At 39.6% G+C, this 26126-nt stretch carries 24 protein-coding genes and 1 tRNA gene; 13 read left to right on the forward strand and 12 right to left on the reverse strand.

The window, feature by feature from the left end; genetic code table 11:
• Nucleotides 1-11 precede the first annotated feature (11 nt).
• A tRNA-Phe gene (locus tag AN389_RS17185) sits at nt 12-87 on the reverse strand.
• A 338-nt stretch (nt 88-425) separates the two neighbouring features.
• Here AN389_RS17185 and AN389_RS17190 point away from each other — a divergent pair.
• Entirely contained in the window at nt 426-3200 is a 2775-nt protein-coding gene (locus AN389_RS17190; protein ID WP_055020329.1) for a hybrid sensor histidine kinase/response regulator, read from the forward strand.
• Between the two features lie 50 nt (nt 3201-3250).
• Here the strand turns inward: AN389_RS17190 and AN389_RS17195 are convergent, their stop codons facing one another.
• Both AN389_RS17195 and mutY read right to left on the reverse strand, forming a co-directional pair.
• Nucleotides 3251-3523 (reverse strand): oxidative damage protection protein, encoded by a 273-nt coding sequence (locus AN389_RS17195; protein ID WP_004587535.1) that lies wholly within the window; start codon nt 3521-3523, stop codon nt 3251-3253.
• A 33-nt stretch (nt 3524-3556) separates the two neighbouring features.
• Nucleotides 3557-4618, reverse strand: a complete 1062-nt coding sequence (gene mutY, locus AN389_RS17200; RefSeq protein ID WP_055020330.1) for an A/G-specific adenine glycosylase — start codon at nt 4616-4618, stop codon at nt 3557-3559.
• Nucleotides 4619-4779: 161 nt separating this feature from the next.
• Between mutY and trmB the strand changes: the two genes are divergently transcribed.
• The 4 genes from trmB to arcA all read left to right on the forward strand — a co-directional run bounded on the left by trmB (nt 4780) and on the right by arcA (nt 9540).
• Nucleotides 4780-5505, forward strand: coding sequence for a tRNA (guanosine(46)-N7)-methyltransferase TrmB (gene trmB / locus AN389_RS17205; protein ID WP_055016536.1), 726 nt, complete (start codon nt 4780-4782; stop codon nt 5503-5505).
• A gap of 44 nt (nt 5506-5549) precedes the next feature.
• Complete coding sequence (locus AN389_RS17210) at nt 5550-6575, forward strand: methyltransferase (RefSeq protein WP_055018680.1); 1026 nt, start codon at nt 5550-5552, stop codon at nt 6573-6575.
• 153 nt (nt 6576-6728) lie between these two features.
• Nucleotides 6729-8333 (forward strand): HAMP domain-containing sensor histidine kinase, encoded by a 1605-nt coding sequence (locus AN389_RS17215; RefSeq protein ID WP_055016538.1) that lies wholly within the window; start codon nt 6729-6731, stop codon nt 8331-8333.
• A gap of 490 nt (nt 8334-8823) precedes the next feature.
• A complete protein-coding gene (gene arcA / locus AN389_RS17220; protein WP_004587530.1) occupies nt 8824-9540 on the forward strand; it encodes a two-component system response regulator ArcA in 717 nt (238 codons plus the stop codon).
• Nucleotides 9541-9554: 14 nt separating this feature from the next.
• Here the strand turns inward: arcA and arcB are convergent, their stop codons facing one another.
• Nucleotides 9555-11873 carry an aerobic respiration two-component sensor histidine kinase ArcB gene (arcB, locus tag AN389_RS17225; RefSeq protein ID WP_055020331.1) on the reverse strand — a complete coding sequence of 773 codons (2319 nt, stop codon included), beginning with the start codon at nt 11871-11873 and terminating at the stop codon, nt 9555-9557.
• A gap of 226 nt (nt 11874-12099) precedes the next feature.
• On the opposite strand from arcB, the gene folE2 reads away from it, so the two are divergent.
• The 4 genes from folE2 (at nt 12100) to AN389_RS17245 (ending at nt 15501) form a co-directional block, all read left to right on the forward strand.
• Nucleotides 12100-13020, forward strand: a complete 921-nt coding sequence (folE2, locus tag AN389_RS17230; protein WP_055016540.1) for a GTP cyclohydrolase FolE2 — start codon at nt 12100-12102, stop codon at nt 13018-13020.
• A 115-nt stretch (nt 13021-13135) separates the two neighbouring features.
• Nucleotides 13136-13729, forward strand: coding sequence for a DUF2726 domain-containing protein (locus tag AN389_RS17235; RefSeq protein WP_055016541.1), 594 nt, complete (start codon nt 13136-13138; stop codon nt 13727-13729).
• A gap of 119 nt (nt 13730-13848) precedes the next feature.
• A complete protein-coding gene (mtnN, locus tag AN389_RS17240) occupies nt 13849-14556 on the forward strand; it encodes a 5'-methylthioadenosine/S-adenosylhomocysteine nucleosidase (RefSeq protein WP_004587526.1) in 708 nt (235 codons plus the stop codon).
• Nucleotides 14557-15501 (forward strand): regulatory signaling modulator protein AmpE, encoded by a 945-nt coding sequence (locus AN389_RS17245; RefSeq protein ID WP_055016543.1) that lies wholly within the window; start codon nt 14557-14559, stop codon nt 15499-15501.
• Nucleotides 15502-15557: 56 nt separating this feature from the next.
• Here AN389_RS17245 and tyrS read toward each other — a convergent pair whose 3' ends face one another.
• Nucleotides 15558-16757, reverse strand: coding sequence for a tyrosine--tRNA ligase (gene tyrS, locus AN389_RS17250; protein ID WP_055016544.1), 1200 nt, complete (start codon nt 16755-16757; stop codon nt 15558-15560).
• A gap of 379 nt (nt 16758-17136) precedes the next feature.
• Here tyrS and AN389_RS17255 point away from each other — a divergent pair, with 379 nt between their 5' ends.
• Nucleotides 17137-18450, forward strand: a complete 1314-nt coding sequence (locus AN389_RS17255; protein ID WP_055016545.1) for a peptidoglycan DD-metalloendopeptidase family protein — start codon at nt 17137-17139, stop codon at nt 18448-18450.
• Between the two features lie 74 nt (nt 18451-18524).
• Here the strand turns inward: AN389_RS17255 and AN389_RS20575 are convergent, their stop codons facing one another.
• The 5 genes from AN389_RS20575 to AN389_RS17275 form a co-directional block, all read right to left on the reverse strand.
• Complete coding sequence (locus tag AN389_RS20575; protein ID WP_162838354.1) at nt 18525-18701, reverse strand: hypothetical protein; 177 nt, start codon at nt 18699-18701, stop codon at nt 18525-18527.
• A gap of 13 nt (nt 18702-18714) precedes the next feature.
• Nucleotides 18715-19686, reverse strand: a complete 972-nt coding sequence (locus AN389_RS17260) for an aldo/keto reductase family oxidoreductase (protein ID WP_055020332.1) — start codon at nt 19684-19686, stop codon at nt 18715-18717.
• Nucleotides 19687-19824: 138 nt separating this feature from the next.
• Nucleotides 19825-20955 carry a sodium ion-translocating decarboxylase subunit beta gene (locus tag AN389_RS17265; protein ID WP_055016547.1) on the reverse strand — a complete coding sequence of 377 codons (1131 nt, stop codon included), beginning with the start codon at nt 20953-20955 and terminating at the stop codon, nt 19825-19827.
• Nucleotides 20956-20966: 11 nt separating this feature from the next.
• The gene (oadA, locus tag AN389_RS17270; RefSeq protein ID WP_055016548.1) at nt 20967-22745 is read right to left on the reverse strand and encodes a sodium-extruding oxaloacetate decarboxylase subunit alpha; all 1779 of its coding nucleotides are present in this window, start codon (nt 22743-22745) and stop codon (nt 20967-20969) included.
• Nucleotides 22746-22754: 9 nt separating this feature from the next.
• Nucleotides 22755-23000, reverse strand: coding sequence for an OadG family protein (locus tag AN389_RS17275; protein WP_055016549.1), 246 nt, complete (start codon nt 22998-23000; stop codon nt 22755-22757).
• A 529-nt stretch (nt 23001-23529) separates the two neighbouring features.
• On the opposite strand from AN389_RS17275, the gene AN389_RS20235 reads away from it, so the two are divergent.
• The 3 genes from AN389_RS20235 (at nt 23530) to AN389_RS17285 (ending at nt 24572) form a co-directional block, all read left to right on the forward strand.
• Nucleotides 23530-23703: a DUF1328 domain-containing protein gene (locus AN389_RS20235; RefSeq protein WP_002961939.1), complete on the forward strand. Its 174-nt coding sequence runs from the start codon at nt 23530-23532 to the stop codon at nt 23701-23703.
• Between the two features lie 52 nt (nt 23704-23755).
• Nucleotides 23756-23947: a hypothetical protein gene (locus AN389_RS17280; RefSeq protein WP_004587517.1), complete on the forward strand. Its 192-nt coding sequence runs from the start codon at nt 23756-23758 to the stop codon at nt 23945-23947.
• Between the two features lie 157 nt (nt 23948-24104).
• A complete protein-coding gene (locus AN389_RS17285) occupies nt 24105-24572 on the forward strand; it encodes a YcxB family protein (protein ID WP_055016550.1) in 468 nt (155 codons plus the stop codon).
• A 50-nt stretch (nt 24573-24622) separates the two neighbouring features.
• Here AN389_RS17285 and csrA read toward each other — a convergent pair whose 3' ends face one another.
• Nucleotides 24623-24814, reverse strand: coding sequence for a carbon storage regulator CsrA (csrA, locus tag AN389_RS17290; RefSeq protein ID WP_004587515.1), 192 nt, complete (start codon nt 24812-24814; stop codon nt 24623-24625).
• A gap of 89 nt (nt 24815-24903) precedes the next feature.
• Nucleotides 24904-26121, reverse strand: a complete 1218-nt coding sequence (locus AN389_RS17295) for an aspartate kinase (RefSeq protein WP_055020333.1) — start codon at nt 26119-26121, stop codon at nt 24904-24906.
• Between the last annotated feature and the right edge of the window lie 5 nt (nt 26122-26126).

Here is a 26126-nt window from a genome sequence, read left to right on the forward strand (position 1 = left end):
CTTAAAGTAAATGGTGCCTCGACCCGGAATCGAACCAGGGACACGAGGATTTTCAATCCTCTGCTCTACCAACTGAGCTATCGAGGCACTTATACAGTGCTGATTAAAAATAACAAAGTATTTTTAATGCAATTCCCACTCAGCGTTATCGGCTGAGCCATTTGGGCGTGCGGCGTATTAAACGAGTTTTGCCCTTACAAGTCAACTTTTTTTTTACTCTTTATAACTGTTTGAACGGTTTTCACACAACAATGCAAGTTTTTATATACTAATGTTTATTTATCCAGCAAAAATTTACGAAAAACCTTAATTTAATCAATTAAACCAGACTAAAAACGTAGTGAATTATTTTACGTAAATGATACGATTACTTTGGAAATGCGGTAAGGGCTTATCGTAATAACAAATACCAATGGGAACAATCAATGCAGAGTAAATTCTCTTCGCCTGTGAAAGGCTTACTGCCGCTTTTTTTAATAATTAATATTGCAGTAACAGCGCTTGCTATTGTTGCCTTCGCGTTTTATTCGCAAAACACACAACCTGCACCAGCAGCCAAACAAAAAGTAAGTATTACGCAACTTGCACAGCAACTTGATTTACCAATGGTAGATGCACTTACTATGTATGGGCAAGGTAAGGTTCGTCAGCTACTTGAACTTACCTCAATATTAGATGATGAGTTTGAATATACGCTTTATCGCTTTAATGCCACCTCAGAAACCCAACTTGTATATAGCAGCACTAAACCCGCTATCGAGTCAAAAAAAGTAAATGAGCATTTAGCTGAGCAAGGTGTATTACACCATATATTACTATTAAACGACCAACCCATTGGTGAACTAATAATAAAACAGCAGTTACCAGCGGTGCCTTTAACGCAGCAAGACTCGCAAGTAATAGCCTATATTATTGCAATTGTGAGCGTGTTTGCCTTATTTGCATTAGCCTTACTATTTAATACCTATATAAATACCCGCTTGCGTAAAAGCAGCCATTTATTAAATGAAGAACTGCAAGCAATTACTGAAAATGGCAATTACGAAAGTAAAATAAGTGAAAAACTAGACTTAGGCTTATCTGGCGTTGCTAAAAACATTAATTTACTGCTTGGTAAAGTTAACTCAGTAATGTCTGAAAAAGAGGCTGCGCAAAAGGAGCTTCAAAAATTACAAACTGGCCTTGAGAGTGAAGTACAGCAAAGAACGATTGCATTAGAGCAAGCTACATTAAAGGCACAGCGCGCCAGCGAAACCAAAACCACCTTTTTAGCCACTATGAGCCATGAAATCCGCACGCCTATGAACGGCGTAATTGGCACTATTGATTTATTAAGACAAACAGAGCTTGATGGTGCGCAGCATCGCTTAAGTACCATTATCCGTGAGTCAGCGTTTTCATTACTAAGTATTTTGGATGACATTTTAGACTTTTCAAAAATTGAAGCGGGTAAGCTAAATATTGACCCTACGCCTTTTTCTGTTACCGATACAATTGAAGAGGTAGCTCGGGTACTTTCATCTGTTGCTAAAAAACGTCAATTAGATTTAGAGCTTTCTATTGCACCAGATATTCCTACTAATCTGACTGGCGATACAATCCGAGTTCGCCAAGTGCTGTACAACCTATGCAGTAATGCAATTAAGTTCACCAGCACCGATGACAAACGCCAAGGTCATGTAAAAATATCGGTAGAGGTCGCTCATAATACAGCGGATCATTTTACGCTACGTTTTTGTGTAACCGATAACGGCAAGGGCATGACCCAGGCGCAGCTGCGAGAAATATTTAATCCGTTTGTACAAGCAGAAAACTCAATTACCCGCGAGTACGGTGGGACAGGTTTAGGGCTTTCGATTTGTAAAAGTTTAACAGAGCTTATGCTTGGTACTATTAATGTAACGAGCCATGCGGGTATTGGTAGCGAGTTTACCGTTGAGCTGCCATTTGGTACCTCTGGAAAAATTAAATACGCACATAAAAATGCACTCAATGGTAAACATGTGGTGGTTGTAAGTAACCATTTAGAACGTGAAAAAGCGATGTACCGCTATTTATCGTTTATGGGCGCTAAAATTACTTACGTGCACGATCAACAAGAAATAGAAGCACAACAAGAGCACCGCGATATTATATGGGTTGTTGATGGCATAGACGATATGGAAAGGGTTAACTCTTTACTACGTCGTCTTATATACTCGCTTGAAGATAACAACCAGCAAGTTGTGGTGTTAAGTAAGCTTGATGAAGCTGCTATAAACCATAAAAATGTATTTTATATAAATGCTTCCCCGCTTTGTAAATCTAACTTTATGATGTCGATATTGGTGGCAGCTGGTTTGCATCAGCCTAAGCAAGTTAAAAAAACAAAAACACTCAACAATTATTTAAATGTTGAACAAGCACGCGATGCAAATAAACTCATTTTACTAGTAGAAGACAACCTACTAAACCAGCAAGTGTTAACTGATCAACTGCACATATTAGGCTATGGCGTGGAAGTAGCTAACAATGGTGAAGAAGGCTTAGATATGTGGCGTCAAAACAATTACTCGCTCATATTAACCGACTTACACATGCCAAAAATGTCGGGATACGACATGGTTGAAAAAATTCGTGATGAAGCCGAGTTGTTAGACTCTATAGACTCACAGCCTTATATTATTGCCGTTACCGCCAATGCGCTTAAAGGTGAAAAAGAACGTTGCCTTGCTGTTGGTATTAATGATTTTATTACTAAGCCTATAGAGCTTAATGCCCTAGAAGATACCTTAAAGCGTTGGTATGACAAACATAACAAAGACCAAACTGTTGTCATTCATCAAAAACCTGCTATGCCCATTAATATGGATGCGGTATCCACTTATGTAAATGGCGACGAAGCCAAGCAAATACGCTTTTTCAAAATGTTTTTGGAGCAAAGCCAAAGCTTAATTAAAAGCATTAATTCGGGTGTTATGGTTAATGACAGAGATGAAATCAGTGATGCCTGTCATCAACTTAAGTCTATTTCTAAAACAATTGGTGCTGAGGCCGTAGCACAATGTGCACAAGAGTTTGAAGAAAAGTGTAAAAATGCAGAGCTTGATACTGATGAGCTAATCGCACAAAGAGACACCCTTGAGATTGAATACTCTAAAGCTGCACAGTTTTTAAAAGAACAAGTACGCTCGGCAAGCACTGATGAGGAAACGCTATAGAATATAGCTATAAAAAAAGGGCTAATTAGCCCTTTTTTATATCTGTACTTTTATTTTTCTGGCGGTCGATAACCTTCAATTTCTACGTCTTTGTCTTCAAACAAAAAACCAACCATTTGCTCTTCTAAAAACGTACGGTGCTCTGGGTCCATCATATTTAAATGCTTTTCGTTAATTAGCATCGTTTGCTTGTGCTGCCACTGGCCCCATGCTTCTTTAGAGATATTATTAAAAATTTTCTCGCCTAGTTCACCTGGGTATAACTGAAATCCAAGCCCTTCGGCTTCTTTTTGTAACTTTTGACAAAATACTGTACGTGCCATAATTGACTCTCTTAAGCGCTAAATGTAAATAGTTTAACCTATTGAGCTCATTTGTTTAACCAACTTTTTAGTTGGTGCGGCTAAACCCACCTCTATTGATTGATCGAGTGGGTACCATACGAGCTGTTTATCATTTACTACATCCGGTACGCTATCAATATTAAGAACATACGGGTTTATTGTTAGCTCAAAATGCGAAAACACATGAGTAAAAGGCACCCACTCTTCCAGCTCGGTTTTTAAACCTTGCTGATTTAAAAATAACACCATTTCGCTGTATTCATTAAACTCAAAAAAACCAAATAAACCGCCCCAAATACCGCTACTTGGGCGTTTTTCCATTAAAACCTTCTCGTCATGTTGAATAATCAGCTGATGACAACTTTTTTTAGGAACCACTTTTTTAGGCTTAGAATGAGGGAACTCTTTAACTTTTCCTGCGTTAAACGCACCGCAATCGTTATTTAGTGGACATGCTTGGCAGTCAAAGCGACTGCGCGAGCAAAGGCTGGCGCCCAAGTCCATCATGGCTTGGTTAAACTCAGTCACATTGTTTTTAGGGGTTAACTGAGTAGATAAATGCCAAAGTTGGTTTTCTACTTTTTTTACCCCATACCACCCTTCAATCATAAAATATCGGGCAAGCACTCGCTTAACATTGCCATCTAAAATAGGGTGGTGCTGTCCAAGCGACAGCGATAATACGGCACCGGCCGTAGAGCGCCCTATTCCGGGTAAATCCATGACTTCTTCTAGTGTAGTTGGAAATTTACCTTGGTATTTATCTCGCACTATTTTGGCCGTTTTATGTAAGTTACGTGCCCGTGCGTAGTAACCTAAGCCAGTCCAATGATGCAGCACTAAATCTTCGTCTGCATTTGCCAAAGCAACAATATCTGGGAAGCTTGCCATAAACTTTTCAAAATATGGAATAACCGTAACAACTTGCGTTTGCTGTAACATTACTTCCGACACCCACACTTTATAAGGTGTTTTAGCTAATTGCCAAGGCAGTGTTTTACGCCCATGAAGGTGATACCAATCAACCACTCGGTTAGCAAACTTGTCTGACTGCTGTTTATTTAAATCCAACATATACTACTTTTACTCATGCTCAATAGCGGCTCAGTCTATTGCAGTTAATAAAAAGATCAAGCGATGAAGGCGCTATAACACGCTAATACTTGTGATTAGCTGCGTGGTCAGGGATAATACGCAACCATTTTTAAACACATTGTTTTTGTCAGGCCAATAATATGAGTGAATCAAGTAACAACAACCTTGAGCAAGCTAAGCAAGAAGGTAAGTATATCCGCACAATTCGCAGTTTTGTAAAACGCGAAGGCCGCTTAACTAAAGGCCAAGCTGCCGCAATTGAAAAGTGCTGGCCAACTATGGGGCTTGAGCATAAAAACGGCCTACTCGACTTAGCCCAAGTATTTGGCAATAACAATGATGTAGTATTAGAAATTGGTTTTGGTATGGGCAAGTCATTAGTTGAAATGGCAAAAAATGCACCACACCTAAACTTTATTGGTATTGAAGTACATCGCCCAGGCGTTGGCGCATGTTTAATGGACGCTGATGAAGCCGGAGTTACTAATTTACGTGTATTTGAACACGATGCAGTAGAAGTACTCGCGGACTGCATTGCAGATGAAAGCTTAACAACGCTGCAATTATTCTTCCCAGATCCATGGCATAAAAAGCGTCATCATAAACGCCGTATAGTGCAAACAGAATTTGCTGAAAAACTACGTAGCAAATTAAAAATTGGTGGTGTTTTTCATATGGCTACTGACTGGGAAAACTACGCTGAGCACATGCTAGAAGTTATGCAAGCAGCGCCTGGCTATAAAAATCAGTCATCTACCAACGACTACGTACCGCGCCCGGATTCGCGCCCACTAACTAAGTTTGAACAGCGCGGCCACCGTTTAGGCCATGGCGTGTGGGACCTAATGTTTGAGCGCACAAAGTAATCCACACCTTTTACTAATCAATAATTTGTAAGGCAAAGCCATTTATGAGCGTATTAACCAACCCAAGTTTACTGTTACTTCGTAATAGCGAGGAACTAGTGGGAAAATCTATCTTGGTGGTCAACTTTGTTCAAGATGGCTTTTTAGCAGAGCTAAAACAGCTAAATCCTCAAAGTAACATCACCGCATTTAGTTATAACCATGCTAATGGGGAATTTGCTAAAAGAGTAGATGGCGTAAACGTGTGTGTTCATCATGAAATAGATGCCAACGATTATGATTTAGTCATTCTTTATTACCCAAAATCAAAGCCTGAAGTATTAATGGCCCTTGATAATATTCGCGCCGTTATTAACGAAAAAGCACAGCTACTTGTTGTGGGCGAAAATAAAAGTGGCGTTAAATCGATAGAAAAACAGCTCGCGGGCAAAGCAGGTTATAGTAATAAAATCGACTCTGCCAAGCATTGCATTTTATTCTCGTTTGAGCAACTAGAGACAACCACTGCGTTTGACATCAGCCGCTACCATAAAACGTTTACCGTAAATGTAGCTGGTGTAGAGTTTGATGCGATCAGTGTTCCAGGGGTTTTTAACCACGGCGCTTTAGATGCTGGTACAAAAATGTTATTAGAAAATGCCCCTACCACTAAACAAGGTAATGTACTGGATTTTGGTTGTGGTGCAGGCTTGATTGCTACTTTTTTAGGTATTAAAAATCCAGCACTTACTTTTACCTGCAGCGATGTAAGCGCACTTGCAACTTATGCAACTGAGCAAACATTAAAACTTAATAATATTAAAGGCAGCACTATTTTAAGTGATGGCTTAAAAAATATTAGCGGCAAGTTTGATTTAATAGTAAGTAACCCACCGTTTCACACTGGCATCGCGACTGACTACACAATTGCTGAAGCATTTTTATCAAATGCTAAACAGCATTTAACCAAAGCTGGTAAGCTATCCATAGTGGCTAATAGCTTTTTAAAATACCCACCTATCTTAGAAGCGCAATTTGGTAGCTTCCATACTGTGTACAAAAATAATAAATTTGCCGTTTACAGTAGTTAACTAATTACACTTATTAGGCTAAGTGTAATTAACACTTAGCCTAACTTTCGAATAAATATCAGAATTAATTTTACGATTTCCCTTCACTTTCTTCGGTTTTTGCTAAACTAAAGTTCTAAATGTAAATATCCTTGCTTAGGCGATGCAGCAATAATGCCAAAAAAAGTACACCAAAAAAGTATTAGAAAAGCGCTGATCAACACCATCATGCTTATCACTGCTATTTGTTTAACTTTATCGGTTTCGATTTCTACCTACATGGGTGTAAAAGAACAAAAGGAACTGATCATAAACAAGCTTGTGATCCTCTCTGATATTGTTGCGTTTGATGCATCGGATTCACTAGTAAATGACGATAGAAAAACAGAAGAAAAACGCTTAAAGTCATTTGAAAAAATCCCTCTTGTAAAAAACATCCACATTTACGCCATAGAAAAAACATCGAGCAAGCCTGTGTTTTTTATTAGTTTTAATGCTAAAAAAACCCCGCCGGTGCCCTTGCGCGTAGACAGCATTGAAGAGCTAAAAGAGCCTAGAGTTACCAACAATTATATTGAGCTGATAACACCTGTACTTAATAACGAGCAAGTAGTTGGCTATGTTTATATGCGTGGCAGCCTAGAAAGCCTAGATGAATTTATAAAACAAAAAATAATCATAGATGTTTTCCTCACCCTATTTATATTATTTTTTGTGTACTTTATTGCCATAAACACCCAAAAAAGTATTGCAAACCCTATTGAGCATTTGAGTGGATTACTACAAGACGTTTCAAAAAATCATAACTACGATGTACGCGCTCCTGCGACTAAAGTAAAAGAGGTAACAGCCTTATCAAATAGCTTAAATATCATGCTTACACGTACGCGTAAGCAAATAGAGCGACATGAAAAAGACAAACTAGAAATAAAACAGCTCAACCAAAGCTTAGAAGAAAAGGTAAATCAAAGGACAATAGCCCTGCGTGAGGCAAACCAAGAATTACTTTCAACCCTTGAGCGAATGCATCAATACCAAGAACAAATAGTAGAAAACGAAAAAATGGCTTCGTTAGGGCAAATGGTAGCTGGGGTGGCGCATGAGGTTAACACCCCTATAGGTTTAGGTATCACGGGTTCAACCTTATTGCGCGACAAACTTGCCGATGTTCAGCTTAGCTTTGATAATAAATCCCTTACTTCTAACCAATTAAAACGTTTTATAGATGAAGGTATTGAAAATCTCGATTTAATTTATCGAAACTTAAATCGAGCAGCCGACCTTATTTCTAACTTTAAAAAGGTAGCTGTAATTCAAGATGACGGGGTTAAAACCCATGTAAATATCCATAAATTAATATCTGACGTGTTAATGTCGATTCAATCAGAGTTAATAACCTCCAAACCTAACGTTGTGATCAATTGCCCAAGTGACTTAACAATTGAAAGTAAATCAGAACCTCTACAACAAATATTTCAACAGCTTATTTTAAACTCAGCTATTCATGGGTTTGTGGGTAGTGAAAATAACGAAATCCAGTTTGATATAGAAATTACAGGTCCACAAATAAAGATCATTTATACAGATAACGGACAAGGCGTTGATAAAAATGTCAAAAATAGGATATTTGACCCATTTGTAACCTCTAAGCGCGGCCAAGGAGCCAGTGGATTAGGTATGCATTTGGTCTACAACCTTGTAACCCAAGCGCTAGGCGGACATATACTGTATGACCTAGATGCAAAACCCGGCGTACGCTTTGTTATTACAATTCCATAAAAAGTGTTTAAAAAAAGAGTATTTATTTACGCTTTTTACTTGAATTACTATTTAATGACCTTATAGAGAGAGCATGTGATATTTCACGTTTAATTATTTAACTTGATCTAATAATTGGACGATACAATTTATGAACTTTATTGCTTTTGCAGTATCACATACATTGATGAAAGGTTATAAAATGATATAATTCCGTTTTGAATTTGCGCGATTATTTTTAGTACCTTTAAGTGATTGGTGGATGTATCAATCATTAAAGGAAATGGCTTCGTTTTCATAATTCAAAAAGCTGCATCCGTTATATATCATTAAACAGTAGTTTTTGCACAATGCCTTTTGGTTAGTTTGGAACACCCCTACTGTTTTATTTTTATCCAACTTGTTTTTTCTTGTTAACATTTGGGTATAATCCTATAATCTCTAGTAATCGAATTATTTAGTTAAAATTCGATTTTTTGTAAATAAAATATTCCAAAAAGGTTAATTAATAATGCAAACGCCAGTCATTCTAATCGTAGAGGATGAAGACGTAACTCGACTAAACCTCGTGAGTTTATTTGAAGCTGAAGGTTACAAAGTTATTGAAGCCATTGATGGCGATGATATGCATGACAAGCTTACAAATAATGATGACGTCAATCTTGTAGTTATGGACATCAACCTACCGGGTAAAAACGGGCTAATTTTAGCACGTGAATTACGCCAAAAACGCAAAGTCGGTTTAATCTTCTTAACCGGCCGTGATAACGATGTAGACCGTATTTTAGGTTTAGAAATTGGTGCTGATGATTACATCACTAAACCTTTTAACCCTCGTGAATTGACTATACGCGCTCGCAACTTAATTACCCGTACAGCGCTAGGCGGCGAAGAGTCAGTGCTAGAAACCAACGGTGTAATTACATTTAACGGTTGGGAACTAGACGAAAACAGCCGTTGTTTAACGTCACCAAATGGTGATGCTAAGCGTTTACCTAAAGGTGAATACAGAGCGCTACGTTTAATGCTTGATTCTCCAGGGCGTATTTTTAGCCGTGAGCAACTTATTAAGCATATGACTGGCCGTGAGCTTCGCGCTAATGACCGTACAGTAGATGTAACGATTCGTCGTATTCGTAAGCACTTCGAAAGTGATAATTCTACTTCTGAGCTAATCAGCACCATCCATGGTGAAGGTTACCGCTTTATTGGTAAAATCGACGCTTAATTAGAGTAAACCACTTACTCTAATAATTGTAAAAACGAATGAAGGGCAATTTGTCCTTCATTTATTTTATCTGCCAATGTATCTAACCATTCTTTTAGTACTTCATCTGATTCATCAAGCGCACCGTGTTCCATCTTTTTAGCATGTAACTGTACGTCGTTTAATCCTACAGAGCCCGCAGCGCCTTTAAGCTTATGCGCCACCGATTTGTACTCTTCCCTGTCGTTTTCATTTAACGCGCTTTGCAGCTCTTGCTGATATTGCGGGTTTAGTTTTTCAAACAAACCACTGCTGCGCTTAAATACTTCAAGCCCCATAGAGTTTACAAAGTCTTCAATGGTTTCAACATCAAGCACACCTGCATTAATGCCCTCAAGCGCTTCTTTACTTACCGTTAGCAGCGGTTTGTCTGATTCACTTTGTTGAATATCAAACAAATCAGCCAGCATTTTATCAAGCTTTATTGTATTAATGGGTTTAGCAAGCGCCCCTTGCACCGAAATACCTTCTAAGTCTTCTTCGGCGCTACGTACATTCGCTGTAAGCGCAACGATAGGTAGTTTATCAAAATGGCTATCGGCACGTATTTGTCTTGCCACCTCATCACCATTTATATCGGGCAGTTGCATATCAAGTAGTACTAAATCTAGCTCGTCTTCGGTTTCTACAAACGAGAGTGCATCTTCACCTGTTTCGGCCCAAATCACTTCATGGCCGCGCTGCTCTAACAGGTTAGTCGCAATTTCAGCATTTAATGGCACATCCTCTACAAGTAAAATATATAAACCTCTACCTGCATAGCTTTGTTCGGTAGGCGCTACACATAAGCTAAGCGGTATGTGTACTGTAAAGCAGCTGCCTTCACCTTCTGTACTGGTTACCGAAATAGTGCCTTTCATTGCACTGACCAACGCTTTGGTTACGGCTAAACCAATGCCTGAGCCAATCGCGTTTTTACCGCTTAAATCTGGGGCTTTGTAGTACATATCAAATATGCGCGAGAGTTGATCCTCTGGGATCCCCTGCCCTGTGTCTGATATTTTAAGTTCAAGCCACGGTCCATCGTTACGCTCTTCTCGGCTACATGTGAGTTTTACCTCGCCATGCTGGGTAAACTTAACGGCATTATTAATTAAGTTCCATACCACTTGGCGTAAACGCGTTGGGTCTAGGAGTGCATAAACATCTAATGTGCCATTTCGCTCAATTGAAAATTCAAGCTCTTTTTGTTCAGCAATTAAACCTGCAAAGTTCACTACATCGTTAATAAAGTCTGAAACGTTAATAGAGTCGGTTGCTATATCTAACTGCTCTCGGTCTATTTTATCTAAATCTATAATATCGTTAAAAATATTACCTAAGGTTTCAGCGCTCGAAAACACCGTATTACACCAACTGCGTTGCTGCTTATTAAGCTCTGTATCAAGCAGCATGCGGGTTAAACCTACAATGCCATTTAATGGCGTGCGCAGCTCATGGCTAAGCGTTGCTATAAACTTACCTTTATCTTTATAGGCTGTTTCAAGCGCTTGTGCTGCTTCTTTACGGCTAGTTATATCACGCCCGAACGCCAATAAACCTATGTAGTCCCCTTGATCGTTTATAAAGGGTAATTTACGCAGCTCAAACCAACGGTTTTCACCATTTACCATGTATTCAACATCAATTGTCAGCGCTTGATGCGTTTGTTCTACTTTCTTATCCGTTCTGAGTACTTCTGCTAAAAAGTAGCTTGGAAAAATCTGCTCTACGGTTTTACCAATTAATTCAGCGCTGGTTTTGCCCATAACCTCTTCAAACATTTTATTACAGCCGGCAAACACACCATTGTTATCTCGGTAATAAAATAAATCAGGGGAGGAGTCGACAATAGAGCGAAGAAGCATGCCTTGTTGAGCAAGTTCTTGTTGAGTTTTTTTACGCTCCGCGATTTCACGGCGTAGCTCTTCAATAGCGCGATGCTTGGCATGAAACGCCATTTTTCGCTCATCTATTTCAATATTAAGGCGGTTAATATTATCTTTTAATGTTTGGTTTAATAGTTTTTCTTGTTTGGTGGCGCTGTCTAAATAAGCATATGAGGCATCTAATTGTCTAATCGAGTTGAGTAAAATACTGATCATAAAAGGAGATACAACCGCAGTAAAAAATACCACTGCTAAAATATCAACTAAATTAACCTCACCGAGTGCCACATAATAAAACATACTCGACAATATAAGCGACACGCCTAATAAAAGCGCGTAGCACATTGCCGCGGTTTTTAACTCACCAAAGCGAGTTATTAAACTAGAAAGTACTCGAGCCCAAGGGCTCAAAGAAGAATCGGTCATAGGTCAGTGTATCTCGTTACTAGGCATAAATAAAAAGTGCCTATTAATAGTCAAACGCATTTTGCAGCAGATTTTAGCATTTTTCTATTAGCTATATTCATGTTGTGCGACAAAAACAGAAAATTTTCATGTTTACTTTTGCCTACTCGTTAAACTCATCATTTCAGCAATAAATTATTTAGTGTAAAATGCTGCGCTTTATTATGACCAATAACGAGTAGCGCACATGCAAACCAATATGCCCGATATAGCTGATACGGCTCCCGCCTTACAAACAGGTAAGTTAGACTGGGTTGGTATGGGCGAAATAGAACTGCCATTTATTTTTGAATCGAAAGATTTAGCACCCGTTACCGTTAATGCAAAAGCGCGTGCCTTTGTTAATTTGCATAAAGAAGACGCTAAAGGCATTCATATGTCGCGTCTATTTTTGGCGCTTGATTTACTCTCAACAGAGCAACAAGTTAACCCACACACTTTAGCTCAAGCACTCGATACTTTTATTACCAGCCATAAAGGGTTAAGTGACAAAGCCCAAATAGAATTTAAATTTGAGTTACCACTGCGTCGTAAGTCGTTATTAAGTGGTAAAGCAGGTTGGAAAAGCTACCCAATTACCCTAACCAGTACCATTGAAAATAGCGTAATTAATTTTGAGCTAAGCGTTGATGTAACTTATTCATCTACTTGCCCGTGCTCTGCAGCACTTGCTCGCCAACTCATTCAAAATGCGTTTAGCGAAAAATTTAACCAAGAAACATTGAATCAAAAAGACGTTTTAGCATGGCTAGGCACAACGCAGGGTATTGTGGCAACGCCTCACTCACAGCGTTCGATTGCCAACGTTAAAGTAAAGCTAAATAACACGATTAGTGAATTTGATGTAGTCAATTTAATTGATACATTAGAAGCTGAGCTAAAAACACCTGTACAAGCGGCAGTAAAACGCGAAGATGAGCAAGAGTTTGCCCGCCTTAACGGTCAAAATTTAATGTTTTGTGAAGACGCTGCTCGGAAAATTAAAGCGGTACTTGAGCATAATAATTATAGTGATTACTGGCTGCAAATTAATCACTATGAATCACTTCATGCGCATGATGCGGTTGCTATTGCCGTCAAAGGTATTGAAGGCGGCTACAAAGCCTAATATCAGCGCTGTATTAATACTAAATACATACGGTAATTAACGCATAACACCAAATTTTTAGGCACGTAAATTGCTTTGTTTGAGCAGTGTCAATTTGTTGTTATGGAGTTACCGTATGGAATTCGCTTTATTATCAATTTTAGTATTAGTGGTTGGGGCCTCCGTGGTTGCGTCAAAATTTAATGATGATGGCGGAAACCCGTATCCTTTTACCCGCAAACAAACCGTGTTTACACAGGTTGAGGGGGCATTTTTAAATCTTTTAGAGCGTGCGGTAGGCGATCAATATAAAATTGTAAGCCGCGTCAAACTTATCGATGTCATCGACTGTAAGCAAGGGCTATCTGCTAAATCAAAACGTGCAGCCTTAGCTAAAGCTAAAAATAAACAACTCGATTTTGTGCTGGTCGATAAAGAAAAAATGACGATAGTGGCTGCAGTCGATTTAGTTAATAATGCCAACAAAGATGGCCACAAAGCTCAGCGCGACTGGTTTGTAAACGGTGCTCTAGAGTCAGCAGGCATTCCACATATTCGTATGAAAGTAAAATCAGGCTACCGGCCTTCTGAGGTGCGCGATGCAATTATGTTTAAAATAGGCAAACCTGCCGTGCAATCGGCTCGCCCAACTCGTAATCGCGTCAGCAAACCTGCGGTATTGTCACCTTCTCAGGCTAAAGCGCAAACCACTGCCTTAGCCGAAATTTAAAATAGAATTAAATACTCTCCTAAAAGTATTTAAAGCGAGCCGTAAAACAGCTCGCTTTTTTGTTTTTTATTGCTAACTTCACGTATAATCTACGTATTCAAACTCAGGAATCAAACACTATGAATGTCGGTATTATTGGCGCAATGGAGCCAGAAGTTAAAATTTTACGTGAAGCAATGCAAAACCCACAAGTGCTAACTAAAGCAGGGTTTACTTTTTACACAGGCGAATTGGCTGGTAACACAGTAACGCTTGTGCAATCGGGTATTGGTAAAGTCGCATCAACTATTGCAACCACGTTATTAATTGATAACTTTAATCCTGATTGTGTTATTAACACAGGCTCTGCCGGTGGCTTTGATCCCTCACTAAGTGTTGGCGATGTTGTTATTTCTTCAGAAGTACGTCATCACGATGTAGATGTAACTGCTTTTGGCTACGAAATTGGCCAAGTTCCACAAATGCCTGCAGGCTTTGCCGCACACCCAAAACTTGTTGAAGCTGCCGAGCAGACCATTGCCCAAATCAGCGAAGTAAAAACCTTAGTAGGCTTAATTTGTACCGGTGATTCATTTATGTGTGACCCTGTGCGTATTGATAAAGCTCGTAGCGACTTTCCAACAATGCTAGCTGTAGAAATGGAAGGTGCATCTATTGCACAAACATGTTTTGCGCTTAATACCCCATTTGTTGTTATTCGTTCTATGTCTGACATTGCTGGAAAAGAGTCACCGCAGTCGTTTGAAGAATACCTAGAAACAGCATCAATCAACTCATCAAAAATGGTTGTTGCACTATTAGAAAAACTAACAAAAGTTACACTGTAAATGCTAAGCAATATTGTTCAAAACCATTTGGACTTTATTGCCTTTTTTGTAGCGCTCCTTGCTGAGCGCTTTTTCCCGTTAAAAAGCTGGTATCACCCTAATACAGTATTAACCGCTGTTTTTAGTGCGATAGGAAAACGGGTTTATAAACCACATGAGCCTAAAAACTACCTTTATTTAGCCGCCACTCTTGCCAGTACATTAGTTTTAAGCGTTATTCTTATTATTATTGTATTACTGCTTGAATTTGCCTTTTACCCTGAACTGCTCGCAGGTCTTATTTTATATTTGTGCCTTGAAAGCAAAGCGATTGAGAAAAAAGCCCTGCGTGTTGCCAAGCTCGTAAAACAAAACCAAAAATCTACCGCGCGAGAACTTGTAAAGCCGCTGCTTGCCCGAGAGGTTAATAAGCTCTCAGCGCCAGGTATCATGAAAGCCTTAATTGAAAGCTTAATTTTACGCACAGCTCGCAATTACTTTACCGTTATATTTATATTTTTATTGCTTGGGCCAATTAGCGCTTTAGCGTATCGGCTCCTCACTTTAATACAACACGCGTGGCGCGCCGATATATCACCTAACAGCCATTTTTTAAAACCGCTTAAAATACTTTTGTTTGTAATCGAATTTATCCCCGTACGCATACTTGCACTAACCATTGCCGCAAGCAAAGCCAGTAAACAAAGTATGCATTACATAAAGCACTATGGCAGACATTTTTATCAAACAAATACAGGGTGGATTTTAAGTGTGTGCTCCGCCTCTATGGGCGTACAGCTAGGCGGCCCTGCAGTTTATTTTGGTAAGCGCTTTAATAAAATGCGAATTGGTACTGATAGACTGCCATCTCCCGATGATGTGCCCGTAATAATTAATAGGTTAAATCAAGCACGTGTATTTTGGCTGTTAGTCATTATCAGCATTGAAATTGTAAAGCTTATTTAGTTTTTTAACGCGCACAAAAAAACCAGCCTAAGCTGGTTTTTTTGTTTTAACTGCGCTTACGCAACAGTAATATTCGCAAACTTACGTTTACCTACTTGGTAAATAGCGGTTGTGCCTTTTGCTACCTCAAGCTTAGTATCAGTGATTTTATCTTCACCGTTAAGTTTTACTGCGCCCTGCTTAATCATACGCATTGCTTCAGATGTACTGGCTACTAAATTAGCTTCTTTAAGTAAGTTAGCAATTAAAATACCCTCATCTGCAATTGTAATTGTCAGCTCAGGGATTTCATCAGGTAGCGCTTTTTTCTGAAAACGTTTGATAAAGTCATCGTGTGCAGCTTGTGCTGCTTCTTCACTGTGGAAACGGGCAATTAATTCTTTCGCCAATTCAATCTTAATATCACGCGGGTTAGTGCCCTGCTCTACGCGTTGTTTTTGCGCTGCAATTTCTTCGATTGATAAGCTGCTTAGTAAATCGTAATAACGCCACATAAGTACGTCACTAATCGACATTACTTTACCAAACATATCGTTTGGCGCATCCGTAATACCAATGTAATTACCTAGCGACTTAGACATTTTTTGAACGCCGTCTGTGCCTTCAAGCAACGGCATCATTAATACTGTTTGCGGCTTTTGACCTTCTACTTTTTGAAGCTCGCGCCCCATTAAAAGGTTAAAACGCTGATCAGTACCACCAAGCTCTACGTCTGACTCAAGTGCAACCGAATCCCAACCTTGTACAAGTGGGTATAAAAATTCATGAATAGCAATGGGTTGACCGCTGCCATAACGCTTTTTAAAATCATCACGCTCTAGCATGCGCGCTACAGTTTGATTGGCAGCAAGTTTAATCATACCCGCAGCGCCTAGGTTTTCCATCCACTGAGAGTTAAAGGCAACCGTTGTTTTTGCAGGATCTAAAATCTTAAACACTTGCTCTTTATAAGTCTCAGCATTGGCAAGTACATCTTCACGAGTCAGTGGTTTACGTGTTACATTTTTGCCTGTCGGATCGCCAATCATGCCAGTAAAGTCACCAATTAAGAAAATAACCTCATGACCTAAATCTTGAAAGGTTTTCATTTTATTAATTAGTACAGTGTGACCTAAATGTAAATCTGGCGCGGTAGGATCGAAACCCGCTTTAATTTTTAACTTTTTGCCCGACTTTAGTTTTTCAACTAATTCGTCTTCAATTAATATCTCTTCTGCACCGCGTTTTATCTCTGCTAGAGCGGTTTGTAAATCCACTGTGTATTACTCCAAAATTCTGCCAACGAAGGGGCAACTAGATGACTTGCTACATAAGGGTTTAAAACAGATTTAAACCAAAAGCACTTATGTTGCTAACATAACAAATTTCTACCTAATTAAAACAATTTTTTATGCGAATAATGCAACTAAACTTAATAAACTTAGTCTTACTGTGCTAGGCAATTAGAAATGGTGTTTAAGCACTAATTTTAACGCACTTTAGAATCAGTTTAAATCGATAAACTTAAACAATCATAAATTGCTAATTTACTAACAATTGCGGGGCTTTTAGCTATATTTACTAGTATTCGTACCTTATTACGTATATCCTGCATTAATATCCATTTTATTTTCACGACAGCAGAAAAGGCACGTTATGGTTCACGTGGTTAACACGCTTCCCAAAAAACACAAATTGCTTATTCTAGGTTTGGTTTCTGCTATTGTTGGCTTAGCCTTTCTTCCTTCAGAAAAAGCGACTGCATCCAAAGACAATAGTGCAAATGCACTAGAAATTGGTAAGCGTTACGAGTTACAAGTTAAAGTTGAAGACAACGAAAAATTAACTGAATTAAATTCGCCAGAAGCAGCAGAAAAGCTGCCAGAATACGACTTAGTCGATCACCAAGTTAAAAACGGCGATAATTTAGCAATTATCTTCAAGCGTGCTGGTTTTTCAGCGCAAACCCTTCATAAGCTAATTAACACCAATGCTGAAACACGTAAGCTGACTAAAATTCACCCAGGTGAAATACTGAGTTTTGCAACAGCAGAAAACGGCGATTTAGCGCAGCTTCGTTATGTTATTTCAAAAACAGATACTTTGTTTGTTACCTTAAATGACGAAGGTAATTACGACACCTCAATAGATAGCAAAGAAATAGAAACACTGAGCAAAACAGCCGGTGGCGAAATTTCTAGTAGCTTTTGGACCTCAGCAATTGCTGCAGGCTTAAGCGAGCGCCAAATAATGAACTTTGCTGATATATTTGGTTGGGATGTGGATTTTGCCAACGATATTCGTAAGGGCGATCAGTTTGGGCTAATTTACGAGTCGCATTATGTTGATGGCGAGTTTATTGGCACTGGTAAAATCATTGCTGCAGAATTCATAAACCAAGGCCAGCGTTACGCGGCTATTCGCCATACCGATGGAAACTTTTATACGCCTGAAGGCCGCAGCATGAAAAAAGCATTTTTACGTGCGCCGGTAAACTTTAAGTATATTAGCTCGAGCTTTAACCCACGTCGCTTACACCCAGTAACTGGGCAAGTAAGAGCACACCGTGGTATTGATTACGCAGCACGTACAGGTACACCGGTTGTAGCCTCGGGTAACGGTAAAGTAATTAAAGCAGGCTACAGTAAGTACAATGGTAACTACGTATTTATAAGCCACGGCACGCAGTATGTAACTAAGTACTTACACCTTAACAAAAAGCTTGTTAAAACAGGGCAAAAGGTTAAACAAGGTGACAAAATTGGTACCGTGGGTGCTACCGGCCGTGTAACCGGCGCGCACCTACACTACGAATTTTTAGTCAATGGTGTACACCGTAACCCTAAAACCGTTAAGTTACCTAAGTCTGAGCCGTTACCACGCTCTGAACTTGCTAAGTTTAAGCCTATTGCAGAAAACTTTATTGCACAGCTTGAACGCAATCGCGAACTACAGCTAGCACTTAAGTAACGTATAAGTTATAGATAATAAAAAGCCTTTGCTGGTTTACCCTGCAAAGGCTTTTTTGTATACGCTATAAACCATTAATACATCAGTACATAAATAAGCTGTACGACCAAAGAAACCATCACTAGTGGCCAAATATATTTGCTGTATTTAGTTGCGCCATCCAACCCCATTTTACCTTGGTACTTTTCAAGCAAAGGTATCAGTACTGCAAGAGCGACAAACAAGCAAATTAAAATAACAAATATATTCATTTCTAAACCTTATTTATGGTAACTCATGGCCTTTGGCGCTTACATACAATGCATACCAATGTTCGCGACTTAACTGCACGTTTAGCGCATCGCATGAAGCAGCAATACGCTCAACGTTCGTTGTGCCAATAATAGGTTGTATCATTGCAGGGTGGCGTAATAACCAAGCTAAAACAATCGCCTCAGGCGTTGTATCGTAAAGTGCAGCAAGCTTATTTACGAGTATGCTGGTATTTATATCGGCTTGCGATGCATTCGATAAATCCCCACCGGTGTATAGACCTTGGCATAAACTTCCCCAGCTTTGTATTTGAATATCAAAGTGTCGACAATACTCTACGCTGCCCGGTGTAAAGTTAAGATCTTTTCCATCTGCATTACCGGCATACACGCCTTCATCAACAAATTGGTGTTTTTGTAAACTTGCTTCTATTTGGTTAGCCACAATAGGCATATCTAGGGCATGTTGTAAAAAGTTCATTTGATGCTGCTGCATGTTCGATACGGCAAAATTACGTACTTTGCCGCTTTCTTGTAGGCAGCTAAACACTTGTGCAATTTCTTCCACTTCCATTAGCGGATCAGGGCGATGAAGCATAAGCACATCGAGGTAATCGGTGTTTAAACGCTTAAGTGAGCCTTCAACTGATTCTTCAATCCACTTGGCCGAAAAATCGTAACGCTTAGGGCCTTTATCATCTTCAAAGCGTATACCGCATTTAGATTGAATATACATATGCTCGCGCAGCTCTGGTCGTTCACTAAGTGCTTGGCCAAATACCTGCTCAGCTTTGCCAAAGGTATAAATATCGGCGTGATCAAAAAAATTAATACCGCCAGCTATGGCTGCATCAATACACTCGTGAGTTTGTTTTAAATGCTCTTTGGTTATGGCGTCTTTATTCCAACCGCCGCCTAGGCCCATACAGCCAAAAACGAGTCTACTAACATGAGGTAAATATTTTGCCAAAGGGGTGTGAAGCATGATGACTATCCTTATTAGTGTGCATAACCCTCACTGTAAACAAAAACACGGTTGCAAACAAACTTTAATACGTGCAGTTTTATAGGCATAAAAAAAGCGCAGTAAACTGCGCTAATCGGTTGGATTAAATCCTAAATACTAGCCAACAAGCGCCAGTAATATACCTGCGGCTACGGCACTTCCTAGCACCCCAGCTACGTTTGGCCCCATAGCATGCATAAGTAAAAAGTTATGTGGGTTATTCTCAAGCCCAACTTTGTTCACTACACGCGCCGCCATCGGTACTGCCGATACACCCGCAGCACCAATTAGAGGGTTAATAGGTGTTTTAGAGAGTTTGTTAAGGCCTTTTGCCATAAACACACCCGATGCTGTACCAATAGCAAAAGCAAGCGCACCCAGTACTAAAATACCAATGGTTTCTACTGTTAAAAAGTCATCTGCAGCAAGCTTAGAGCCAACCGCCAACCCTAAAAATATCGTGGTTATATTAATAATTTCGTTTTGGGCACTGTTACTAAGCCTATCTACTACACCTGACTCACGCATTAAATTACCTAAACAGAACATGCCTACTAAGGGAATAGCCGCTGGTAAAAACATAGCGGTTAAGCTCAGTACCATTAAAGGAAATACTATTTTCTCTTTTTTAGATACTTTGCGCAGCTCTGGCATTTTAATAGCACGCTCATCAGGTGTAGTTAATGCGCGCATAATTGGTGGCTGAATAATTGGCACAAGTGCCATATATGAGTAGGCAGCTACTGCTATTGCACCTAGCAAATCAGGAGCAAGCTTTGATGCTAAAAATATCGCCGTTGGACCATCAGCACCACCAATAATCGCAATAGCCGATGCATCTTGAAGTGTAAACTCAAAACCCGGAATAAAGTTAAGTAAAATTGCGCCAAATAAGGTCGCAAAAATACCAAACTGAGCTGCAGCTCCCAGTAATAACATGCGAGGATTTGCTATTAGCGCACTAAAGTCAGTCAGCGCGCCAACCCCCATAAATATTAATAGCGGAAAAATACCGGTATCAATACCCACATAGTAAACCGAGTGCAAAAGTCCACCAGGCTCTGATAGCCCTGCAACAGGAATATTAGTTAATATCGCGCCAAAGCCAATTGGCAATAAAAGCAGTGGCTCAAAGTTTTTAGATATTGCTAAAAACAATAATAAACAGCCTACTGCAATCATTATCAAGCCAGGAAACGTAAAGTTAGCAATGCCGGTAGCATGCCAAAGGTTTAAAAGACCTTCCATTAAAGCTACTCCTACGCCATCGCTATAATTGCATCGCCCGTTGTCACAGCATCACCTTCAGATACTAAGACCTCAGCCACAGTACCTGAGTGCATTGCACGAACTTCGGTTTCCATTTTCATTGCTTCCATAATAACAACCACATCGCCTTCGTTTACGGCTTGGCCTGCTTTTACTTTTACTTTAAAAATATTACCTGCTAGTGGGGCATTCAGTGTTTCACCTGATGCAACCGATGCAGATTGTGGTAAATGCTCTGAGTCTTTAAGCGTTACCTCTTTAAGCTCACCACCTTGCGCAACCACGACATCATACACTTTGCCGTCAACTTTAACGCTGTATTGCTCAGCGCTAACACCTTTGTTACTTGCAGGTTTTGCAGCAGGCTTTGCGTTAGTGTCATCGGCGCTTGGCGCGGCTTCAAAGGCATCTGGGTTGTTACGGTTTTTAATAAACTTAAGGCCAACCTGTGGGAATAATGCATAAGTAAGCACATCATCTATTTGCTCATCAGCAAGTGTTAAACCTTGCTCTTGCGCTTCTTTTTGTAGCTCGGCTTCAAGCGATGCAAGTTCAGGGGCAATATTATCAGCAGGGCGACACGTAATTACATCCTGACCATCAAGCACTCGCTCTTGCAGCTCTTTGTTCATAGGTGCGGGTGTTAAACCATATTCGCCTTTTAAAACACCGGCGGTTTCTTTGGTAATTGTTTTATAACGCTCACCCGTAAGCACATTTAGTACTGCTTGTGTGCCTACAATTTGCGATGTTGGAGTAACTAACGGGATAAAACCTAAATCTTCACGCACGCGCGGAATTTCAAGTAATACTTCATTTAGCTTATCTGCTGCGCCTTGTTCTTTAAGTTGGTTTTCCATGTTGGTTAACATGCCACCAGGTACCTGCGCGAGTAAAATACGGCCATCAACACCTTTAAGGCTCCCCTCAAAGGCTGCGTACTTTTTACGTACGTCTCTAAAGTAAGCGGCTATTTCTTCTAGCTGGTTTAAATCTAATTCAGTATCGCGTGCGGTTCCCTCAACAATTGCCACTATGGTTTCTGTCGCTGAATGACCATAAGTCATACTCATTGAAGAAATAGCGGTATCAAGCATATCAATGCCCGCATCGATGGCTTTTTGATAAGTCGCTGTACTTAAACCGGTGGTTGCATGGCACTGCATAGCAATAGGGATTGAGACCGTTTCTTTAAGACCTTTAATAAGTTGCTCAGCATCATATGGTTTTAATAAGCCCGCCATATCTTTAATACAAATAGAGTGACAACCTAAATCTTCTAGCTGTTTTGCAAGGGTTAACCACATATCAAGCGTATGCACTGGGCTTACAGTATAAGAAATAGTACCTTGCGCGTGAGCACCTACTTTTACAGCCGCTTTAATTGCAGTTTCTAAGTTACGTACATCGTTCATGGCGTCAAAAATACGAAATACATCTACACCATTTTTGTGAGCTCGCTCTACAAACTTTTCTACCACGTCATCGGCGTAGTGGCGGTAACCCAATAAATTTTGTCCGCGTAATAGCATTTGCTGTTTAGTATTGGGCATTGCTTTTTTAAGGGCACGAATACGCTCCCACGGATCTTCACCTAAATAACGAATACACGAGTCAAATGTAGCGCCGCCCCACGACTCAATAGACCAATAACCGGCATCATCAAGCTTACTAGCAATAGGTAGCATGTCATCTAAGCGCATACGAGTTGCAAGTAAAGACTGATGAGCATCGCGTAAAACAAGCTCTGTTAATTTTAATTTAGCCATGTGTGCCTCTTATTTATTATTTGATTTGTACTGAGCAATGGCAGCACTAATAGCAGCGATGTGCTCGCTTTGCACACCTTGAGATTTTAAAGATGGTGATTTAACCGGTATTGCAACTTCAGCCACATCAAAACGAGCGACCAAGTTAGACATAAGTGTTACAGCACCAATCAATATTGAAAGAAATATAAACACACCCACCATGCCGGTAAGCATCAAGCTACCTGCGGTTGTGAGTACAGCTCCTATATCCATTTTTCTCCCCCTGCACTATATAGCGATATAAAAAATCGCTTTATTTAAATAATTATTCACCGAATGATAACAAAACTTTTAACTTTGTCCACCACCTGTCAATTGGTAAAACCAATTAAAATTAAACTAACATACAGTCACAATAGTTAACATAGCTAATAAAGGGTAAAATTAGCTTAGATATAGATGATATAAATAACCGTTATAGGCAAAGATTATATGGTTAAACCCAAAACAACTTAAAAGTCATAAAAAATAGTAAGTTAAATAACAGCGGAAAACCTACTGTGGTTAAAAATGTAAATTGGTCTTACCAAGAAAGCAAGAGGCAGCATATATAAAATATTTATTTTTTTACTCTCTTTACAATAGTGTGAATAAGTTACATCGTTAAACGTAAAACTTACCAATCCTAAATTTATAACCCTCGCTCAAAAAACTATAACACACTGAAAAATAACAAAATTAAACTCTGGCACGCAACTGGCATTATTACTTTCGAACGAATTTGATAACCAAGGAGAAAACAATGTTACGCTGGACAATTACATTTTTAGTTATTGCTTTAATCGCTGCAGTGTTAGGTTTTGGTGGTATCGCAGGTGCCGCAGCTGGTATAGCAAAAATTATATTCTTTATCTTTTTAGTACTTTTAGTGATTTCTTTAGTATCAGGTGCGCTGCGCGGTAAATCGCCCAGGTAGCTACTAACATACTTAAAACACTAATTAATTAACACATACAAGGAATTACATTATGAACTCTACAACTTTAAAAGCAGCACTAATCGCGGTATTTGCAGGTTTCTTTATGATGGGCTGTGAAGACAACCACGCAGAAGAAGCAGGTGAGCGTATTGATGAAGCAGTAACTGACGTGCAAAACTCTGTTGAAGATGCATGTGAAAATGTAAAAGAAGGCGTTAACGCAGAAGAAACTAACTGTTAATCTGCTTGGTAACGTAAAAAAACGGCTTTTAATAAGCCGTTTTTTTATGCGTAAACAAAAAGCTGCTTCTACCTCTTTAAGTATATAGCCAATATTAACGGGTGTGATTTCTACACTAGCTTGCTAAAATAGCGAAAACTATTATTTATTAGCAATTATGGCACTCACCACCACTTACACACTCGATAAACCCTACTACTACGAATGCTTTGACGAGTCCCACTCTTATAGTAAAGCAGCAAAGCCAAAATACTTTTTGCTGGCATTGCTGGTGTGCTTAGGTTTAATTAGTATTTACGTTATGGACGATCACTACCTAGGGTCATTTTTAATAATGCTGGGTGTTTTAGAATGCGTTGCCTTTTATTACCGTAGGCCTTGGTGGGTTACGCGCCAAATGCTTAGCCGTGCTTCGGGATCGACTGTTACCCTCACGTTTACCGATGACGCTATCAGCACCGAGAACCACTATAAAAGCCATACATTTAAGTGGGCAGAAATAACCCGCATTATTAAAACCAACCACGGTTACCTAGTACAGCATAATAAAGGTATGCAATATATTTCTAGCAGTGTATTAACTGATGAAATGCGCGACTTTATAAACAAAAAAGCCACTCAGTGAGTGGCTTTTGGTATAGCTAAGTGCATTACTCAGCTAAGTATACGTGTTGATTAAGCATTGCCCGGATTAGGATTAGACTTTTCAGCTTGTATACGCATGTAAATTTCTTCACGATGCACTGAAACGTCTTTAGGTGCGTTAACACCAATTCGAACTTGATTTCCTTTAACACCTAATACAGTAACAGTTACTTCGTCACCAATCATTAGGGTTTCACCTACTCTACGAGTTAGTATTAGCATTCTCTTGCTCCCATGTTCCAATAAATTATAAGATTCCGCTTGACCATTTTAATGAAAAATTGATTGAAAAGTAAGTAAAAACTCCCAAACTATCCATTTTCTGTTAAAAATTCTGAGTGTAACGCTCTTACTGCTAGCTCTAAGTACTTCTCATCAATTAAAACCGATACCTTGATTTCAGACGTCGATACTAAAGCTATGTGTATGCCTTCTTGCGCCAATGCATCAAAAAATTGATGCGCTACACCACTGTGAGACTTCATTCCTATGCCAACAGCCGACACTTTTGCAACGGTTGTATCACTAGAAATGCTATCAGCCTGCAGATTTACCTGTTGTTGAGAAAGTAAATCGTGTGCTTGTAAATAGTCATTTGAATGCACAGTAAAAGCATAGTCTATTTTTTCAAAGTTATGATTAACTTGACTAATCATATCTATTTCGATGCCATTTTCAGCAAAAAGTTTCAAAATTTTTGTAAGAGAATGAACACAGTATGGTACGCCATGTACCTTTATCAAGCATTCGTCACGATTAAATGCAATCCCCGACACAACCTTAGTTGGCATATCGCTCTCCTCAAAACTTATTAGCGTTCCTTCATCGGGCTCAAAACTCGAAAGCACCCTTAGCGGCATTTTATGCCTGCCTGCCGACTCAACAGCACGAATATGCAATACTTTTGCGCCTAAACTTGCCAGCTCTAGCATTTCGGCAAACGTTACATGGCGCATTCGCTGCGCGTTTGGTTCTACACGAGGATCTGTAGTGTATACGCCATCAACGTCGGTATAGATCTGACATTCATCGGCTTTTATTGCCGCGGCTATTTCTACCGCAGAGGTATCGGTGCCGCCGCGTCCAAGGGTTGTAATATTCCCCTCTACATCGCGCCCCTGAAAACCGGCAATAATCGCAATTCGATTATGCTCAAGCTCATGCTTTAAACGCGTCGCAGCCACCTCTTCAATACGGGCTTTACCAAACATGTTATCGGTTTGAATATTAACCTGGTCGGCTAGTAGGCTTACAGCAGAATGACCACGCTTTATAATAGCCATAGCAAGGAGCGAAACAGAAACCTGCTCCCCGGTACTTATTAGTACGTCTAGTTCTCGGCTACTCGGGCGAGTGTCTATTTGCTTGGCGAGATTAATTAAGCGGTTGGTTTCTCCCGACATGGCCGACAGAACCACAACCACTTGATGCCCTTGCTGCTTCGTTTTAACAACAAGGTCGGCGACCGCTTCTATTCGCTCAATAGAGCCAACCGAAGTGCCGCCAAACTTTTGGACAATAAGTGCCACGTAAG

The organism is Pseudoalteromonas sp. P1-7a, assembly GCF_001401855.1.
Lineage (GTDB): Bacteria > Pseudomonadota > Gammaproteobacteria > Enterobacterales > Alteromonadaceae > Pseudoalteromonas.

What these genes read in the sequence shown, in the direction of transcription:
- AN389_RS17190 (WP_055020329.1), top strand. Translation starts at nt 426, where the DNA reads ATGCAGAGTAAATTCTCTTCGCCTGTGAAAGGCTTACTGCCGCTTTTT.
- AN389_RS17195 (WP_004587535.1), bottom strand. Translation starts at nt 3,523, where the DNA reads ATGGCACGTACAGTATTTTGTCAAAAGTTACAAAAAGAAGCCGAAGGG.
- mutY (WP_055020330.1), bottom strand. Translation starts at nt 4,618, where the DNA reads ATGTTGGATTTAAATAAACAGCAGTCAGACAAGTTTGCTAACCGAGTG.
- trmB (WP_055016536.1), top strand. Translation starts at nt 4,780, where the DNA reads ATGAGTGAATCAAGTAACAACAACCTTGAGCAAGCTAAGCAAGAAGGT.
- AN389_RS17210 (WP_055018680.1), top strand. Translation starts at nt 5,550, where the DNA reads ATGAGCGTATTAACCAACCCAAGTTTACTGTTACTTCGTAATAGCGAG.
- AN389_RS17215 (WP_055016538.1), top strand. Translation starts at nt 6,729, where the DNA reads ATGCCAAAAAAAGTACACCAAAAAAGTATTAGAAAAGCGCTGATCAAC.
- arcA (WP_004587530.1), top strand. Translation starts at nt 8,824, where the DNA reads ATGCAAACGCCAGTCATTCTAATCGTAGAGGATGAAGACGTAACTCGA.
- arcB (WP_055020331.1), bottom strand. Translation starts at nt 11,873, where the DNA reads ATGACCGATTCTTCTTTGAGCCCTTGGGCTCGAGTACTTTCTAGTTTA.
- folE2 (WP_055016540.1), top strand. Translation starts at nt 12,100, where the DNA reads ATGCAAACCAATATGCCCGATATAGCTGATACGGCTCCCGCCTTACAA.
- AN389_RS17235 (WP_055016541.1), top strand. Translation starts at nt 13,136, where the DNA reads ATGGAATTCGCTTTATTATCAATTTTAGTATTAGTGGTTGGGGCCTCC.
- mtnN (WP_004587526.1), top strand. Translation starts at nt 13,849, where the DNA reads ATGAATGTCGGTATTATTGGCGCAATGGAGCCAGAAGTTAAAATTTTA.
- AN389_RS17245 (WP_055016543.1), top strand. Translation starts at nt 14,557, where the DNA reads ATGCTAAGCAATATTGTTCAAAACCATTTGGACTTTATTGCCTTTTTT.
- AN389_RS17255 (WP_055016545.1), top strand. Translation starts at nt 17,137, where the DNA reads ATGGTTCACGTGGTTAACACGCTTCCCAAAAAACACAAATTGCTTATT.
- AN389_RS20575 (WP_162838354.1), bottom strand. Translation starts at nt 18,701, where the DNA reads ATGAATATATTTGTTATTTTAATTTGCTTGTTTGTCGCTCTTGCAGTA.
- AN389_RS17260 (WP_055020332.1), bottom strand. Translation starts at nt 19,686, where the DNA reads ATGCTTCACACCCCTTTGGCAAAATATTTACCTCATGTTAGTAGACTC.
- AN389_RS17265 (WP_055016547.1), bottom strand. Translation starts at nt 20,955, where the DNA reads ATGGAAGGTCTTTTAAACCTTTGGCATGCTACCGGCATTGCTAACTTT.
- oadA (WP_055016548.1), bottom strand. Translation starts at nt 22,745, where the DNA reads ATGGCTAAATTAAAATTAACAGAGCTTGTTTTACGCGATGCTCATCAG.
- AN389_RS17275 (WP_055016549.1), bottom strand. Translation starts at nt 23,000, where the DNA reads ATGGATATAGGAGCTGTACTCACAACCGCAGGTAGCTTGATGCTTACC.
- AN389_RS20235 (WP_002961939.1), top strand. Translation starts at nt 23,530, where the DNA reads ATGTTACGCTGGACAATTACATTTTTAGTTATTGCTTTAATCGCTGCA.
- AN389_RS17280 (WP_004587517.1), top strand. Translation starts at nt 23,756, where the DNA reads ATGAACTCTACAACTTTAAAAGCAGCACTAATCGCGGTATTTGCAGGT.
- AN389_RS17285 (WP_055016550.1), top strand. Translation starts at nt 24,105, where the DNA reads ATGGCACTCACCACCACTTACACACTCGATAAACCCTACTACTACGAA.
- csrA (WP_004587515.1), bottom strand. Translation starts at nt 24,814, where the DNA reads ATGCTAATACTAACTCGTAGAGTAGGTGAAACCCTAATGATTGGTGAC.